A 14,562-nucleotide genomic window follows, 5' to 3' on the forward strand; every position below is an offset into this window, starting at 1 on the left:
GCTACTCCCCCTGGGCCAGGGCGCAGTCGCGCACGGCCGCGGCCACGGCATCGGCCACACGCGGATCAAAGGGATCGGGCATGATGAAGTCCTCGTTCAACGCTTCGTCCGAGACAAGGGCGGCCAGAGCCTCGGCGGCTGCCAGCTTCATGGGCTCGGTGATGCGCTCGGCGCGGGCCTCCAAAGCTCCCTTGAAGATGCCCGGGAAGGCAATAACGTTGTTGACCTGGTTCGGGAAGTCCGAACGGCCCGTGCCCACCACGCGGGCTCCGGCGGCGCGGGCCTCGTCGGGGAAGATCTCCGGCACCGGGTTGGCCATGGCGAAGACAATGGCGTCATCGGCCATGGAGGACACCATTTCCGGCGTGATAACACCCGGGGCCGACACGCCGATGACGATATCGGCACCGGCCATGGCATCAGCCAAGGTGCCCTGGGCGTCATCCAAGTTCGTTACCTCCAGCATGGCGCGCTGGGCCTCGTTGAGTCCCTCGTAGGCCGAGCTCACAATGCCCTTGATGTCGCACATGGTGACATTGGCGAAACCATAGGACAGCAGCAGCTTCGCAATGGCGATGCCCGCCGAGCCGGCGCCGTTTACCACCACGCGGGCGCAGGCCTTGTCCTTGCCCGTCAGGCGCAGGGCGTTGATGATGCCCGAGAGCACCACGATGGCCGTGCCGTGCTGATCGTCGTGGAAAACGGGGATGTCGAGGGCGTCGTTCAGGCGCGCTTCGATCTCGAAGCAGCGGGGCGCGGCAATATCCTCCAGGTTGATGCCGCCGAAAGCCGGGGCCAGGCGGATAACCGTCTCGATGATCTCCTCGGTGTCCTGGGTGTCCAGGCAGATCGGGAAGGCATCCACGCCGCCAAAGGCCTTGAACAGGGCCGCCTTGCCCTCCATCACCGGCATGGCCGCCAACGGCCCGATATTGCCCAGGCCCAGCACCGCGCTGCCGTCGGACACCACGGCCACGGTGTTGGACTTGATGGTATAGGCGTAGGCTGCTTCGGGGTCGGCGGCGATGGCCTTGCAGGCCTCGGCCACGCCAGGGGTGTAGGCACAGGCCAGATCATGACGGTCGACCAGGGGGGCCTTCGAGACCGTTTCGATCTTCCCCTGCCACTGCCCGTGCTTTTCCAACGACTCCTGAGCAATATCCATGACGTCCTATCCTCCGCGTCCTTGGGTGCCGCGACTTCGAGAGCCGCCGGCGTTCATCTTGGTTCTAACCTGCCTATTGTACCCCGAAGCCGCCCGCGTACGCGCGGCTGCGCACAAGTCCCACACCTGAGCGCTTTGCGCTACACTGATGGCAACCGAAAGAGAGGAACCCCATGGAAAGCCCCCTCAACGCCCAGCGCGTGGGCCAGGCGGTCTACGACGCCATCCGCACCTGCGCCACCACCCTGCGGCCCGATTTCCGCGCCGGTATCGAGCAGGCGCGCGCCGACTGCTCGGCGGACAACCGCGCCGCCGGCGTGCTCGATAGCATTCTGGAGAACGCCCGCATTGCCGAAGAGGACGGCGTGCCGCTGTGCCAAGACACCGGCAGCGTCTGGGTATGCCTGGAGGTAGGTGAAGAGCTGGCGGTGCCCGGCAACATCTTCTCCGAAGCCAACGACGCCGTGGCCCGCGCCTACACCGACGGACGCCTACGCATGTCGCTTCTGAAAGACGCGCTATTCGATCGCACGAACACCGGCAACAACACCCCGGCCTTCTGCGAAGTGAAATTTGTCCCCGGTGCCCATGCCCGCCTGCACGTGCTGCTCAAGGGCGGCGGCTCCGACAATGCCTCGCGCGTGGTCATGCTGGCCCCGGGAGCCGGTGCGGCCGGCGTGCGCCAGGTTGTGCTCGACTGCGTGCGCGAGAAAGCGGCCAACGCCTGCCCGCCCCTGGTCATCGGCTTGGGCGTGGGCGCCACCTTCGACAAGGTGGCAGGGCTTGCCAAGCACGCTCTGCTGCGCGAAGTGGGCAGCCCGGCCGCCAACGACGAGGCCCGCGCCTTCGAGGAAGAGCTGCTGGCCGAAGTAAACGCCTTGGGCCTGGGGCCGGGCGCCTTGGGCGGCTCCCCTACCGCCTTGGCCGTGCATCTGGAAACGGCGCCCTGTCACATTGCCGCGCTGCCCGTGGCCGTGAACATGGGCTGTTGCGCCATGCGCAGCGCCTCCATTGATCTTGTGTAACCCCGACGACCCCGTTCCCCCGTCCGCCTTCGAAGGGAGGCGAACCGCTTCGGTAAGGATGTCCCCTATGTCGAAATCTGTCTCTCTCACCCTGCCGCTTACCCGCGAAGCCGTGGCCGACCTGGAAGCCGGCGACCACGTACTGCTCTCGGGCCCGGTCTACACCATGCGCGATGCCGGCCACGAGCGCGCCCTCCAATGCCTGCAGGACACCGGCCGTCTGCCCTTTGATCTGGAAGGCGCCACCTTGTTCTACGCCGGCCCCACGCCCGCAGCCGCAGGGCGCCCCTTGGGCTCGGTGGGCCCCACCACCGCCAGCCGCATGGACTTCGCCACGCCCCAGCTGTTCGAGGCCGGCATCGTGGCCTGTATCGGCAAGGGCAAGCGCAGTCCCGCCGTTGTGCAGGCCTGCCAAGACACCGGCAGCATCTACCTCTGCACCGTCGGCGGCGTAGCGGCGCTGCTGGCCAAAGCCGTCACCGAAAGCGAGCTCATCGGCTGGGAAGACCTGGGCACCGAGGCCCTGCGCAAACTAGAGCTCAAGGACTTCCCCGCCTACGTAGCCATCGACACAAAAGGCCGCGACCTCTACCGAGAGATAGAAGCCGCAGCCCAATAAGTTTTCTAATCAAGAAAGCGCGAGATCAGCACAGTAAACCGAGCGAGAAGCGCTCGGAGGGGACAGTCCGTCGACCTCTGAGCGCCCCCTGGAGAACGCGGCCGTTAAGAAATAGCTTCCACTTCGCCAGCACCAGGCCGGGGACGGTACCGACTCATGGGCATCATCTTCGCTATTTCTTTTTGCCGCGTTCGGAGGAGGAACAAGCGCTCAGCGGGCGGCGAGCAGGCCTTCCCCGAGCGCTTCCCCGACGAGCCGCTACTTCTTCTTCCGCGTGCTCTTTTTGGCCGTCTTGGCCTTCTCTTCCTCTTCCTTGCCCGGACAATCGAAGTTCGGGCACAGCTTCCAAGGCCCGCGAGCGGTCTTGATAACCACCAGGGGCGCGCCGCAGTGCTCGCACACCTCCTCGGTGGGAATGATGTCGCCGTACTGCGGCAACGGGTAGCGCGTCTGGCATTCGTCGAAGTTCTCACAGGTAACGGAACGCTTCAGCGTGCGCGGGTTGCGGCGGGCAATAAGCTTCATGTCCTTGCCGGCGGCAGCGCAGGTGGGGCACTTCCCTACCACTACCTCGGGCTCCTGGTTGGAAGCGCAATTCGGGTCGATGCACTGGATGCGCGGCTTGCTGCGGAAGGCCGTCACCTTCACCTGGGGCATGCCGCAGGTGGGGCACTTCTCGGGCACCGCCTCGATCTTGCCCTTAGGCAGCGGATAGGTGACATCGCAGTCGGGCCAGCCGGCACAGCCGATGAACATGGACTTCGTCTTATGGCTGGCGCGCAGCTGCAGGTCCTTGCCGCACTTGGGGCACGGGCCCACGTAGGCGTCGGCGGCCACGGCATCGGCCAGGGCGTCGGCCACTTCCTCGGAATGGGGAATGAGGCTGGCCAGCTGCTCGGACAGCAGGTTGCGCGACTTCTCCACCACCTCGTCCTTGGACACCGCGCCCTCGGCGATGCGGTCCATGGAGTGTTCCAGCTCGGCGGTCATCTCCGCGTGGGTGATGTGCGGGGCGAACTTATCGAGGGCGCCAATGACGGCAATGCCCAGCTGGGAGGGCTCGATGGGGTCGTTCTGCACGTACTTCACCTGGTAGAGGCGCTCGATGATGGAGGCGCGGGTGGACTTGGTGCCCAGGCCCAGCTTCTCCATTTCCTGGACGAGCTTGCCCTGGGAGTAGCGCGCCGGGGGCTCGGTCTGCTTCTTCGTGCAGGTGGCGCCGTTAAAGGCAATGGTGGCGCCCTCGGTCATGGCGGGAAGCTGCTCATCCTTCTTCAGGCCGTAGGGGTAAATGGCGCGGAAGCCGGGTTCGGCCAGCACGTCGCCCTTGGCCACGAAAGGCTCGCCGGCCACATCGAGCGTCACCTTCGTGCCCTCCACCGTGGCCGGGCCCGACAGGGTGGCCAGGAAGCGGCGGGCAATAAGGTTGTACAGCTTGTAATCGGCCGCAGACAGGTCGTCCGGGGTGGCCTTGGCCGTGGGATAAATGGGCGGATGGTCGGTGGTCTCCGTCTTGCCGCGGGTGGCCTTCAAAGGACCGGCGGCCAAAAGCTGCTTGCAGTAGGGGCCATAGGCCGGGTTGCCGGCAATGGCGTTCACCACCTCGGCCAGGTCCAGGGACTTCGGGTACACCGTGTTGTCCACACGCGGATAGGAAATATAGCCGTCCATGTACAGGCTCTCGGCAATGCGCATGCAGCGGGCCGGGGAGATGCCCTCGGCCGACGCGGCGGCCATAAGGGACGTGGTGTTGAAGGGCACCGGCGGCTGCACCGTGCGCTTCTTCTTCTCGATGGAGGCCACGCGCGCCGTGGTGGCGCCCTTGACGTGATCCATAGCCGCCGTGGCCTCGGCCTCCACCTTGAAGCGGGCCGTGGCGTGGGGCGCCTCGAAGGCCTCGGGGCCGTCGCCGGCCGTGGGGCCCGCAGCCGCGCCGGCATCGAAGGCGCCGCGGATGACCCAGTAGTCCTCGGGCACGAAGGCCATGCGCTCGCGCTCGCGCTCGACAATGAGGGCCAGGGTGGGCGTCTGCACACGGCCCGAGGAACGCACATTGCCGTAGCCGGCAAACTTCACCAAGGTCAGATAGCGCGTGAGCACCGCACCCCAGATAAGGTCGATATCCTGACGGGACGCGCCGGCGCTGGCCAGATCATCGTCCATGGGCACCAGATTGGCGAAAGCATGGGTAATCTCGGGCTTAGTGAACGCCGAGTAACGGGCGCGGGACACCGGCGCCGTTTCGTTCACCTGACGGCAGCAGGCCAGGGCATCGGAGCCGATAAGCTCGCCCTCGCGGTCGAAGTCCGTGGCAATGACGATGGAGTCGGCCTTCTTCGCCAAATTCTTGAGCGAGCGAATGATGTCCTTCTCTTTGGGCAGCTTCTCAATAGGAGCGTAGATAAGATAGGGCAGCGCCTCCATCTTCCAGCCCTTGAGTTCCACGCCGTCGGTGGTGAAGGGCTTTTTCTTCTTGAAGGGGGGCTTGGGCAAATCGGCCGGAATGACCGCCGGGAGCGCCTCGCCCTCGGCGGTGACACCGGTCCAGCCGCCGCGCTTTTTATAGATAAGCGAGGGGGTAAAGTCGGGCTCCAGGATGTGGCCACGCAGACCGATGGTCACCCATTCCTCCCCGTCCACATCGAATCGGTACACCGGGGTGTTGAACACCTTGTCGGCCTTGGGCTTCGTGGCCCCCAGCAAATCGGCGATCTTGACCGCCGCGTCGTTCTTCTCGGTTACGACAAGCTTCACGCGTCTCCTCCTTAACGGCCGCGCGGGGCGGCCCTCACGTTCGCACGGATTCCCCTTTCAAAGTTTTACGTGCGCGGGGTTTCAAACAGAACGCAGGGACCGTCGGCATGCCAGCCCGTCCAAGCGCATGGGGCATAGCATACACGATTTCGAGGGGCGCGCAAGAAAATTACGGACTCGACGGAAAAGCGACCGCGGGGTTTTCCTAGCGCGCCCCCTTCAGCTTGCGTTGATAGGCACGCACAATTTGCGAAAGCGTGAAGCAGACGATGAAGTAGATGAGCGCCAGCAGGGCGAAGATGGCGAAGATCTGCACCGTGGAGTTGTAGCTGTTCATCAGAATCATGCCGCGCCCCATAAGCTCCTGCAAAGCCATGGCGCCCCACAAATAAGACGTGTCCTTGATAGTGGTCACGAACTGCGAGAGCAGCGCCGGCACCATGTTGCGCAGCGCTTGGGGCATGATGATGTACAGGTACATTTGCGGTGCCGAGAACCCCTGGCTTTGCGCCGCCTCGTACTGGCCGCGCGGCACGCTGGCCAAGCCGCCGCGCACAATCTCGGCCACCGAAGCCGCCGTGAACAACGTGAAGGCCACCACCGCTGCCGGCAAGGGCGGAAGCTGGGCCACGAAGAACGTGAACATGATCCACAGCAAAAGCGGCGTGTTCTTGAACAACTCCACATAGGCGATGGCAATGCCGCGCAGCACTTTGTGCGACGATCCGCGCATGATGGAGATGAGGGCGCCCAGCACCACGGAAAGGGCAATGGACAGCGCCGAAATAACAAGGGTGAGCCCCAGTCCCTGAAGCAGGAACAGCAAGTTGGTCCACGTAAGCAGAGCCAGCACGTCACTCATGGTCGCCACCTCCTTTCCGGCGCGGCTTGGGCGCTTTGCTGCGCGCCGCCTTACGATGGAGCGAGCGGGCAATGCGTCCCGCACCATTTGAGCGCCGCGAATGCTTTTTACCGCGCTCTGCCCGCTCCTGGCGCCGCGCCCGGGCCACGGCCCGACGGCGCTCGGCCGCGGTCACCTCGGCCTGGGCCAGCTCCAAGCCAATGTCGTCGGCAATTTCCGCCGCCTGGTTGCCGGTGAACGTCGGCGGCGCGAAGGGCTCCCAGTCGATGGGATGCTCCTCGGTCTTCAGCTTGTCGTCCAAGGCGCAGGCCTCCACCAGCCCGACCCCTTCGTCGGTCACGGCAATTTCCACGGCCCAGGTATGGTGCGGATGGCGGGGCGAGGGCACCTCGCGCGCCGGCACCAAGGTGGTGGTGCCGCGGGTCATGGTGGTCACGCCGCCGGCCAGGGCAACGCTGGCCGCATGGCCGGTAATATCGTGGGTGCCCGGCGTTACCTCCACGGCGTCGGCGGATAGCGCCTCGGTGGCATCGCCCGTGGTCACGTGGCGATGTGCCCCCATGCGCTTCTCCAACCCCACGGCCGCTCGGGAAAGCGGAAAACAGATGACGAAGTACAGCAGCGCCGCCACCACATAGGCCGGTCCATAGTAGCTGGTATCGCCGGCAAAGGAATTCGAGAAGTACATGAGCTCGCCGCCGGCCACCAAGGCCAGCACCGAAGTGTTCTTCACCAAGTTTGCCGCCTGCACGGCCAAGGGCGGCAGGATGATGCGCATGGCCTGGGGCAGGATAATGAGCGTCATGGTCTGCACCGATGAGAAGCCCTGGCTCTTGGCCGCTTCGAACTGGCCGCGATGCACCGAGCCGATGCCGCTGCGCACCACCTCGGACATATAGCCGCCGTGATACAGGCCAATGGCCAGTACGCCAATCCAGAAGGTGGTCAGGGACAAGCCCAGAAGCGGAAACACCGCATAGAGCACGAACACCTGCAGAAGAAGCGGCACGTTCTGCACGGTTTCCACGTAGATGCGCGTGAGCGCGCGCAGCCCACGGAAGCGCGACACCGAGAACACGCCGAACACGAACCCGAACACCAGGGCAATCACCAGGGCCAAAGCCGAAATAGCCACGGTAGTGCCGAAGGCGGCCAGCAGCTCGGGCCAACGGGAGAAGAGCGCCTCCCACTTATAGGGGGCAAATACTTCCATCAGGATGCACCCCCTTCTCCCCCGGCCGTCCTATCCGCCGTCTCGGCAGCGGAGCTGTCGGGGTCGTCCGCCGGATCGCCGGCCCCCAGGCCCGTGTCACCCGCCGCCTCTTCGGCCTCCACATCGGCCTCAGTGACGAGAGACAGGCCCCAGCGCTCTTTGAGCGCGGTCAGGGTGCCATCGGCCTCCATGGCGGCGATGGCGTCGTCAACCTGGGCAGAGAGCTCGCTCCCCTTCTTCGTGGCCACGCCGTACTCCTGAGGCGCGAACTGGGTGGGCAGCAGGTAGGTGGTGTCGTCCTGGTAGCCCACCAAGATGGAACTGTCCACGGAAAAGGCGTCCACGCGACCGGCCACCAGGGCAATCTTGATCTCGGGATAGGTGGCGTACTCGGCGAAGTTCAACGTGATGCCAATTTCCGCCGCGGCCTCGCGCAGCTTGTCCTTGGTGGTGGCAGAAAGCGCCACGCCCACGGTCTTGCCGTTCAAACCGGCCAGGTCAGTAATGCCCGAGTCCTTCTTCACCAGCACGCCGATATGATCGATATAGTAAGGACGCGAGAAGTCATAGGTGCGCTTGCGCTGCTCGTTGATGGTAAAAGTGGCCAGGGCGGCGTCGAGGGTGCCATTGTCGATCATGGCCCCGCGCGTGGTGACGTTCACGCCTACCAGCTCCAAGGCGTTCGGGTCGCCCTTGATGCGCGCCGCCAGCTCGCGGGCCACATCAACTTCCAGGCCCTCCACACTGCCCGTCTCGGGGTTCTGGAACCCGAAGCCGGGCACGTCGATCTTCGTACCGACGCGCAGCACGTCGCCAGAGGGAGCGCAACCGACCAGGGACAGGCCCGCGCCGCCCACCAGCAGGGCCGCCGTCACCCCGCCAGAAAGCCTCACGAACTGCCGCCGCGTGATGTTGTTCAATGCCATGGCCCTCACCTACAGAATCTTCGAGAGGAAGGCCTGCACACGCTCGTTAGAGGAGGGGCCGAACAGATACTCTGGCGTCCCCTCGTCCACTACCAGGCCGTTTTCCATGAACACCACCTTGTCGGCGGCATCGCGGGCCAAACCCATCTCGTGGGTGACCATGACAATGGTCATGTTCGTCTCAGCCAGGGACTTGATAACGTCGAGCACCTCGTTCACCATCTCTGGGTCAAGTGCGCTGGTGGGCTCGTCCATGAGCATGATCTTCGGATGCATGTTGAGCGCGCGGGCAATGGCCACGCGCTGCTGCTGACCGCCGGAAAGCTGGTCGGGGTACTTGTCCAGCTTGCTGGACAGCCCCACGCGCTCCAAATAGGCCAAGCCAGCGGCCTCGGCCTCGGCCTTGGGCACCTTCAGGACCTTCTCAGGCGCGAAGGTGACGTTCTCCAGCACGGTTTTATGGGGGTAGAGGTTGTAGCCCTGAAACACCATGGCCACCTCGCTGGCCAGTTTGCGGCCATCGACTTTTTTGGCCATCAGGTCGATGCCGTTCACCATAAGCTGGCCGGAATCGGGACGCTCGAGCCCGTTGATGGAGCGGATGAGCACGCTCTTGCCCGATCCCGAGGGTCCGATGACCACCACCTTCTCACCCTCAGCCACGTCCAGCGAAACGCCCTTGAGCGCCTCTACCTGCCCGAAGTTCTTCTTTATGTTGTCGACGCGAATAAGCGGTTCCACGATACGCACTCCTCACCTTGGGGGCGTTCTCCTATCGTGAAAAAGTTTATCGGCAAAGCGTCAAAAAGCGGTTTCGCCCAGAAAACACCTGTGCGACGAAACCATGACAGGCAGGGTCAGGTGACCGCAGCGCAAAACGGCCGCCCTCCTTCGCGGAAGACGGCCGTCGCAGGTGGGTGTACGCTGCGCTTAGGCTGTCGCCGGCGCCTTCGCCTCTTCGGCGGCCTCGCGGTCGAGTACCGCCTGCATAGCGGCGATAGCGCATTCGATCTGGCCTTCGTCGGGCTCGTTGGTAGTCAGGTACTGCATCTGCATACCGGGCCACAGGATGATCTTCACCAGCGGGTTGTCCGGATGGCTGCCGGCCCACTTCACCGTGATCTCGTAGGAGATGCCCGCAATGAGCGGCATGAGCACAATGCGCGCCACAATAACCAGCAAGAGCTTCGGCAGGCCGTCGGGCACGCCGAAGCCCGAGATGATGGCATTCAGGGGAAAGATGGTGTAGACAAGGATGGCGATGACCATGACCATGATAAGGAAGGCGGTACCGCAGCGCACATGCAGACGCGGGAAGCTCTTCGCGTTTTCCGGGGTCATCTCCAGCCCGTGCTCGAAGCAGTGGATGGTCTTGTGCTCGGCACCGTGGTACATGAACATGCGCTTGATGTCGTCCATGCGCCCGATGAGCCAGATGTAGAACACGAACACCACCACGCGCAAAAGGCCGTCCACAATGTTCCAAGCCAGCGTATGATCGTCGTACTCTCCTACAATAAGATTGGTGATGGCCGCCGGGGCCACAATGAACAGCACCACACCGAGGATCACGCCCACCACCATGGACACCATCATCTCGCGGTGGCCGAAGGAGTCCTCGTCCTCGGCCGCGGAGGCCGACCCAGAGGCTCCGGGCCGATCGGCAGCGGGGGCTGCAGCCGGCTTCGCCTCGCTAGCTGCATCCGGCGCCCCCTCCGTTACCACCTCAAGGCTTCGCTGGGCACCCAGGGCGTCCACCATGGTATCCGGTCGTCCAAAGTCGCGCTTCCAGTCGAAGGCGTCGTCGCCCTGCGAAGCCGCAGCGCTGGCAGCGTCGTGGGCAACCGCATCGGCATGGCGCTCTTCTTCTTGGGCTACGGCCGTGGCTCCCTCAAGCTCGGCCTCGGCCTCGACGAAATCCGCCTCGGCCGCCGCCTTCTGCTCGCCCTCCTCATCGCCGAAGGCATGGAGCGCGGCAATTTCCAGCGCCTTGAACCCCAGCATGAGCGACTCCACCAGCGCCCGGCAGCCACGCACGAGCGGCCAGTACATCCAGCCGTTCTTCTCTTTGCCCGAAGCCAGCTCGTGCTCTTCCACGTAGATGGTCCCGTTGGGCTCGCGCACGGCCACGGCCCAGTTGTACTTGCCGCGCATCATGACGCCCTCGATGAGCGCTTGACCGCCCACATGGGTCTTGACGGCACCGTCCTCGGAGAAAGCGCGCGAGAGGTCGCTTTTCTGTTTGGTCATAACGAGTCTTCCGTTTCTTGCTCTGAAAATAAGGTCGCGGCAAAAGCCCCTCACCAAGAGGGGCGGGGTGGCCGAGGATGAACCGCGGACTACAAAGACGCGCGATCGACCTTCGGGTAGGGCGTGCCGCAGGTCATCTTGCCCTCGGGGCACGAGCCGTGCACGCAGGGCGCGCCGGCATCGGCGAAGATATAGGGCGCCGTGGGCCGGGCAAGCTCGAGCATCTTATGGGCCAGGGCGCGAATTTCCCACTGGGCGCGATTGCAGCAGCGCAGCTCGAAGAAGTGCAGCAACTCCCGGACGTTCATGGTCACGACAATCTTCGTCTCCGCGGCGTTGGGCAGCAGGTAGCGGGCATCCTCGGCCGGCACGCCTGCTTCCACCAGCGCGCGATAGGCCTTCGACACGGCATCCACGGCCTCGTCGAACAGGCGGTTGGTTTCAGGATCGGCCGCCACGGTCTCGGGCTTCACCATGGGAATGTCGCCCTTGAACTTCACGTAGCGCTGGGACTGCTGGTTGAAGCTGGCAATGCGATGGCGCACCAGCTGATGGGTCAGGGCGCGCGACACCCCGTCTACGGCAAAGGTGTAGCTGGCATGCTCCAGCGTGGAGAAGTGCCCCGACCCCATGATGGTGGACAGCACGCTTTTCACGCGCTCGGGAGGCATGGTCTCCATGAGCTCGGCGGCGCCCACCGGGGCGTAGCACAGCCGGGCTGCCGTGGCGATGGCGCGCTCGGGATCGGGAGTGTGGTACAAAAGCTCTACCTGCATGAAACGCTCCTTGGAAATCGTTTTGGTCTGCAAGAAGTATAATGGCAGGATCGCGGCGCCGTCCCTGCCGGGCGCGGCGAACCGAGCAATAACCACAAGTCGCAGTGCGAGCGCACTTCGGCCCTTCCCAGGAGGACCCATGGACCAGACCTTCACGCCCCTTCTTACCAGCACCTGCTGGAACGACCAGTGGAAGGAGGCGCAGAAACGCCGCCGTCCCCCTGATAACGCCGCCTATTGGGACAAGCGGGCTGCCACGTTCCGCACGAAAGATGCCCCCTCCTCCTATACCGATCAGTTTCTTGGGTTCGCCGCCATCGAGCCCGGCGAGACAGTGTTCGACATGGGCTGCGGCAACGGCGCCCTGGCACTGCCTTTGGCCGCTGCGGGGCATCACGTGATGGCCGCCGACTTTTCCCAGGGGATGCTTGACGATCTGAAAGCCAAAGCCGAAGCCCGCGGCGTAAGCAGCCTCATCGAGCCCCTGCTGCTCAGCTGGGAGGACAACTGGGAGGCGGCCGGCATCGAGCCGAATTGCGTCGACGTGGCCGTCGCCTCGCGCTCGGTGGCCACGGCCGACTTGGAGGCTTCGCTGCGCAAGCTCAGTGCGGTTGCGCGGCGCCGCGCTTGCGCCACGTTGACTACCGGCGCCTCCCCGCACGTCGATCTGGCCGTTTTCGAGGCCCTGGACTTGCCGGTACCGCGCGGCTTCGACTACCTCTACGCCTATCTGGTGCTCAGCGAAATGGGCTATGTGCCCGAGGTTCGCCTTATACGCAGCTATCGCACGAAAAGCTACCAAGACGAAGAGGATGCCGCCGCCGACCTAACTGCCATGGTTCGAAAGTTTGCGGCATCCCCCGGCGCCGACGGCATGGGAGCCCCGCTTCCCGAAAGCCGTATCGAGGATGCTCTTGCGCGACTGCGCCCCTGGCTCGCCGAGCAGCTGGTACCCAACCCCCGCGCCGGCGAAGATGATGGCCACGGAAGCGTGGAGGGGGCACTCCAACTGCGCAATCCCCGTGTCATTACCTGGGCCTTCCTTTCCTGGGACACGGCGTGCGAACCGCAGCGTCTATGGTAGCGAAAGCAGCAAAAAGGGCCCGGTTCCTGAGAACCGGGCCCTTTTTCAATAGTGTCTACTGATGTTACAGACGCTCGACGTTGCTGGCCTGCAGCTTGCCGTTCTGACCCTCGGTCACCTCGAACGTTACCGCGTCGCCCTCGTTCAGGGTCTTGAAGCCGTTCATCTTGATCTCAGAGAAGTGAACGAACAGATCCTCGCCGTCGTTCTGAGAGATGAAGCCGTAACCCTTCTCAGGGTTGAACCACTTGACAGTACCTTCCGCCATTTTAAATCCTCTTTCCTCTTTCCGGTCTCCCGGAAAGGTAATAACACGTGCTGCATGGCGGCAACACTCACCCTCACCTCGAGGGCACGGGTGACACTATACGCTAGTTTGACCGGTTTTCCGTGCGAAATTATTCATCTTCACTAGATGCCGTCAGATGCAGTGTCGGCATCGAACAGCGCTTCAAGCTCCTCGTCGGAGGCGGATTCGTCGGACAGGCCACGGCCAAAGGCGTCGGCCACGGCAAAGGCCTGGCGGCGACGCAGCGCGGCCACATCGGCGTGGCCGGCGTCCCCGTAATAACGTGAGGAGAGCAACAGGCTGCGCGCAATGTACTCGGTAACGTGAGGATCGACTCCCGAAACCTGGAGAATCTGCGCCAGAGAATCCGGCGCCAATGACAACAGCGCCTCGCCATCCAAATCGGTGGCTTCGCCCAAAGCGGCATCAAGCATCTGCGCGGCGCCGTCGGGATCGTCCTCGCCGGCGGCTCGCTCCATAGAGCGGCGAATAGCGCCCAGAAGCTGCGCGATGATGCGCATAAGGTAGTCTTGCTCGAACATATCGTTCCTTTCGCGCTAGAGCTGCGGCGGCGTGAGCCCCAGATGCTCCCAGGCATGAGCCGTGGCCTGGCGCCCTTTGGGCGTGCGCATCATAAGACCCTGCTGCATAAGATAGGGCTCGTAGACGTCCTCCACCGTGTCGGGATCTTCGGCCAGCGCCGAGGCCAGCGTGGTAAGGCCAACAGGACGACCGCCGAACTGGACGCAGAGCACCTCCAGCAAACGGTTGTCCACCGCGTCCAGCCCCAAATGGTCCACCTCGAAGAACGTGAGGGCCTCGGCGGCCGTGTCCTCGGTGATGGCACCGTCGCCCCGCACCTGGGCCCAATCGCGCACGCGCTTGAGCAGGCGGTTGGCCAAGCGCGGCGTGCCGCGGCTACGCCGGGCAATTTCCAGAGCGCCCTCTTGGTCAATGGCCACGTTGAGAATGCCCGCCGAGCGACACACAATAAGCGCGAGCTCTTCGGGAGTGTAGTACTGCAGGCGAAACGCCACGCCGAAGCGATCGCGCAAAGGACCGGTAAGCAGGCCGGTGCGGGTGGTGGCGCCAATAAGAGTGAAGCGGGGAAGATCAAGGCGGATGGAGCGCGCAGCAGGGCCCTTGCCCACCACGATGTCGAGCTCGAAATCCTCCAGGGCCGGATAGAGCACTTCCTCCACCATGCGGTTGAGACGGTGGATCTCATCGATGAACAGCACATCGCCCTCTTCGAGATTGGTGAGGATGGCGGCCAGATCGCCCGTGCGGGCAATGGCCGGCCCCGAAGTGGTGCGAATGGAAGAGCCCAGCTCGTTGGCCACCACCGTGGCAAGGGTGGTTTTTCCCAAACCCGGAGGGCCCGAGAACAGGATGTGATCGGCCACGTCACCTCGGGCCTGGGCGGCTTGGATCATAATGCCCAGGGATTCTTTCACCTTCGTCTGGCCCAGGTAATCATCGAGGCGTTTCGGGCGCAGGGAGAAATCGAGCTCCAAATCGTCCTCGGTAAACGTGGGGGCCACGGCGCGCTGACGCCCCTCGGAGGCGTCGCTGTTCTGGCCGGCGATAAACCCGATG

Annotated in this window: 14 protein-coding genes; 3 read left to right on the forward strand and 11 right to left on the reverse strand. The window is 64.0% G+C overall.

Annotated elements, in window-relative coordinates; translation table 11 throughout:
- Position 1 precedes the first annotated feature (1 nt).
- Positions 2 to 1,165, reverse strand: a complete 1,164-nt coding sequence (locus PZH32_RS10765; protein ID WP_275208172.1) for an NAD(P)-dependent malic enzyme — start codon at positions 1,163 to 1,165, stop codon at positions 2 to 4.
- Positions 1,166 to 1,338: 173 nt separating this feature from the next.
- On the opposite strand from PZH32_RS10765, the gene PZH32_RS10770 reads away from it, so the two are divergent.
- Positions 1,339 to 2,190: a fumarate hydratase gene (locus tag PZH32_RS10770; RefSeq protein ID WP_275208174.1), complete on the forward strand. Its 852-nt coding sequence runs from the start codon at positions 1,339 to 1,341 to the stop codon at positions 2,188 to 2,190.
- Positions 2,191 to 2,257: 67 nt separating this feature from the next.
- Positions 2,258 to 2,809 (forward strand): FumA C-terminus/TtdB family hydratase beta subunit, encoded by a 552-nt coding sequence (locus tag PZH32_RS10775; protein WP_275208176.1) that lies wholly within the window; start codon positions 2,258 to 2,260, stop codon positions 2,807 to 2,809.
- A gap of 258 nt (positions 2,810 to 3,067) precedes the next feature.
- On the opposite strand, the gene PZH32_RS10780 is transcribed toward PZH32_RS10775, so the two are convergent.
- From PZH32_RS10780 to thyX, 7 genes are all read right to left on the reverse strand, one after another.
- On the reverse strand, positions 3,068 to 5,563 hold the full coding sequence (locus PZH32_RS10780) for a DNA topoisomerase I (protein WP_275208178.1): 2,496 nt from the start codon (positions 5,561 to 5,563) through the stop codon (positions 3,068 to 3,070).
- 205 nt (positions 5,564 to 5,768) lie between these two features.
- Positions 5,769 to 6,425: an amino acid ABC transporter permease gene (locus PZH32_RS10785; RefSeq protein ID WP_275208179.1), complete on the reverse strand. Its 657-nt coding sequence runs from the start codon at positions 6,423 to 6,425 to the stop codon at positions 5,769 to 5,771.
- On the reverse strand, positions 6,418 to 7,638 hold the full coding sequence (locus PZH32_RS10790; protein WP_275208181.1) for an amino acid ABC transporter permease: 1,221 nt from the start codon (positions 7,636 to 7,638) through the stop codon (positions 6,418 to 6,420). Before PZH32_RS10790 ends, PZH32_RS10785 begins: the two co-directional genes overlap by 8 nt.
- The gene (locus PZH32_RS10795) at positions 7,638 to 8,564 is read right to left on the reverse strand and encodes a transporter substrate-binding domain-containing protein (RefSeq protein ID WP_275208183.1); all 927 of its coding nucleotides are present in this window, start codon (positions 8,562 to 8,564) and stop codon (positions 7,638 to 7,640) included. Before PZH32_RS10795 ends, PZH32_RS10790 begins: the two co-directional genes overlap by 1 nt.
- Positions 8,565 to 8,573: 9 nt before the next feature.
- The gene (locus tag PZH32_RS10800) at positions 8,574 to 9,314 is read right to left on the reverse strand and encodes an amino acid ABC transporter ATP-binding protein (RefSeq protein WP_428994025.1); all 741 of its coding nucleotides are present in this window, start codon (positions 9,312 to 9,314) and stop codon (positions 8,574 to 8,576) included.
- Positions 9,315 to 9,494: 180 nt separating this feature from the next.
- Complete coding sequence (locus tag PZH32_RS10805; RefSeq protein WP_275208184.1) at positions 9,495 to 10,814, reverse strand: DUF1385 domain-containing protein; 1,320 nt, start codon at positions 10,812 to 10,814, stop codon at positions 9,495 to 9,497.
- Between the two features lie 89 nt (positions 10,815 to 10,903).
- Positions 10,904 to 11,590, reverse strand: a complete 687-nt coding sequence (gene thyX, locus PZH32_RS10810; RefSeq protein ID WP_275208185.1) for an FAD-dependent thymidylate synthase — start codon at positions 11,588 to 11,590, stop codon at positions 10,904 to 10,906.
- A 139-nt stretch (positions 11,591 to 11,729) separates the two neighbouring features.
- Between thyX and PZH32_RS10815 the strand changes: the two genes are divergently transcribed.
- Complete coding sequence (locus PZH32_RS10815; protein WP_275208186.1) at positions 11,730 to 12,674, forward strand: class I SAM-dependent methyltransferase; 945 nt, start codon at positions 11,730 to 11,732, stop codon at positions 12,672 to 12,674.
- 64 nt (positions 12,675 to 12,738) lie between these two features.
- Here the strand turns inward: PZH32_RS10815 and PZH32_RS10820 are convergent, their stop codons facing one another.
- From PZH32_RS10820 to ruvB, 3 genes are all read right to left on the reverse strand, one after another.
- Positions 12,739 to 12,942 (reverse strand): cold-shock protein, encoded by a 204-nt coding sequence (locus tag PZH32_RS10820; protein ID WP_275208187.1) that lies wholly within the window; start codon positions 12,940 to 12,942, stop codon positions 12,739 to 12,741.
- Between the two features lie 143 nt (positions 12,943 to 13,085).
- On the reverse strand, positions 13,086 to 13,505 hold the full coding sequence (locus PZH32_RS10825; RefSeq protein WP_275208188.1) for a hypothetical protein: 420 nt from the start codon (positions 13,503 to 13,505) through the stop codon (positions 13,086 to 13,088).
- 15 nt (positions 13,506 to 13,520) lie between these two features.
- Positions 13,521 to 14,561, reverse strand: a complete 1,041-nt coding sequence (gene ruvB / locus PZH32_RS10830; protein ID WP_428994030.1) for a Holliday junction branch migration DNA helicase RuvB — start codon at positions 14,559 to 14,561, stop codon at positions 13,521 to 13,523.
- Between the last annotated feature and the right edge of the window lies 1 nt (position 14,562).

Source organism: Adlercreutzia equolifaciens, assembly GCF_029076695.1.
GTDB lineage: Bacteria > Actinomycetota > Coriobacteriia > Coriobacteriales > Eggerthellaceae > Adlercreutzia > Adlercreutzia equolifaciens_A.

Excerpts from the sequence above, each read along its gene's own strand:
- PZH32_RS10785 (WP_275208179.1), bottom strand. The coding sequence starts at position 6,425 with ATGAGTGACGTGCTGGCTCTGCTTACGTGGACCAACTTGCTGTTCCTG.
- PZH32_RS10820 (WP_275208187.1), bottom strand. The coding sequence starts at position 12,942 with ATGGCGGAAGGTACTGTCAAGTGGTTCAACCCTGAGAAGGGTTACGGC.
- PZH32_RS10795 (WP_275208183.1), bottom strand. The coding sequence starts at position 8,564 with ATGGCATTGAACAACATCACGCGGCGGCAGTTCGTGAGGCTTTCTGGC.
- PZH32_RS10805 (WP_275208184.1), bottom strand. The coding sequence starts at position 10,814 with ATGACCAAACAGAAAAGCGACCTCTCGCGCGCTTTCTCCGAGGACGGT.
- PZH32_RS10825 (WP_275208188.1), bottom strand. The coding sequence starts at position 13,505 with ATGTTCGAGCAAGACTACCTTATGCGCATCATCGCGCAGCTTCTGGGC.
- PZH32_RS10765 (WP_275208172.1), bottom strand. The coding sequence starts at position 1,165 with ATGGATATTGCTCAGGAGTCGTTGGAAAAGCACGGGCAGTGGCAGGGG.
- PZH32_RS10815 (WP_275208186.1), top strand. The coding sequence starts at position 11,730 with ATGGACCAGACCTTCACGCCCCTTCTTACCAGCACCTGCTGGAACGAC.
- PZH32_RS10775 (WP_275208176.1), top strand. The coding sequence starts at position 2,258 with ATGTCGAAATCTGTCTCTCTCACCCTGCCGCTTACCCGCGAAGCCGTG.
- thyX (WP_275208185.1), bottom strand. The coding sequence starts at position 11,590 with ATGCAGGTAGAGCTTTTGTACCACACTCCCGATCCCGAGCGCGCCATC.
- PZH32_RS10770 (WP_275208174.1), top strand. The coding sequence starts at position 1,339 with ATGGAAAGCCCCCTCAACGCCCAGCGCGTGGGCCAGGCGGTCTACGAC.
- PZH32_RS10790 (WP_275208181.1), bottom strand. The coding sequence starts at position 7,638 with ATGGAAGTATTTGCCCCCTATAAGTGGGAGGCGCTCTTCTCCCGTTGG.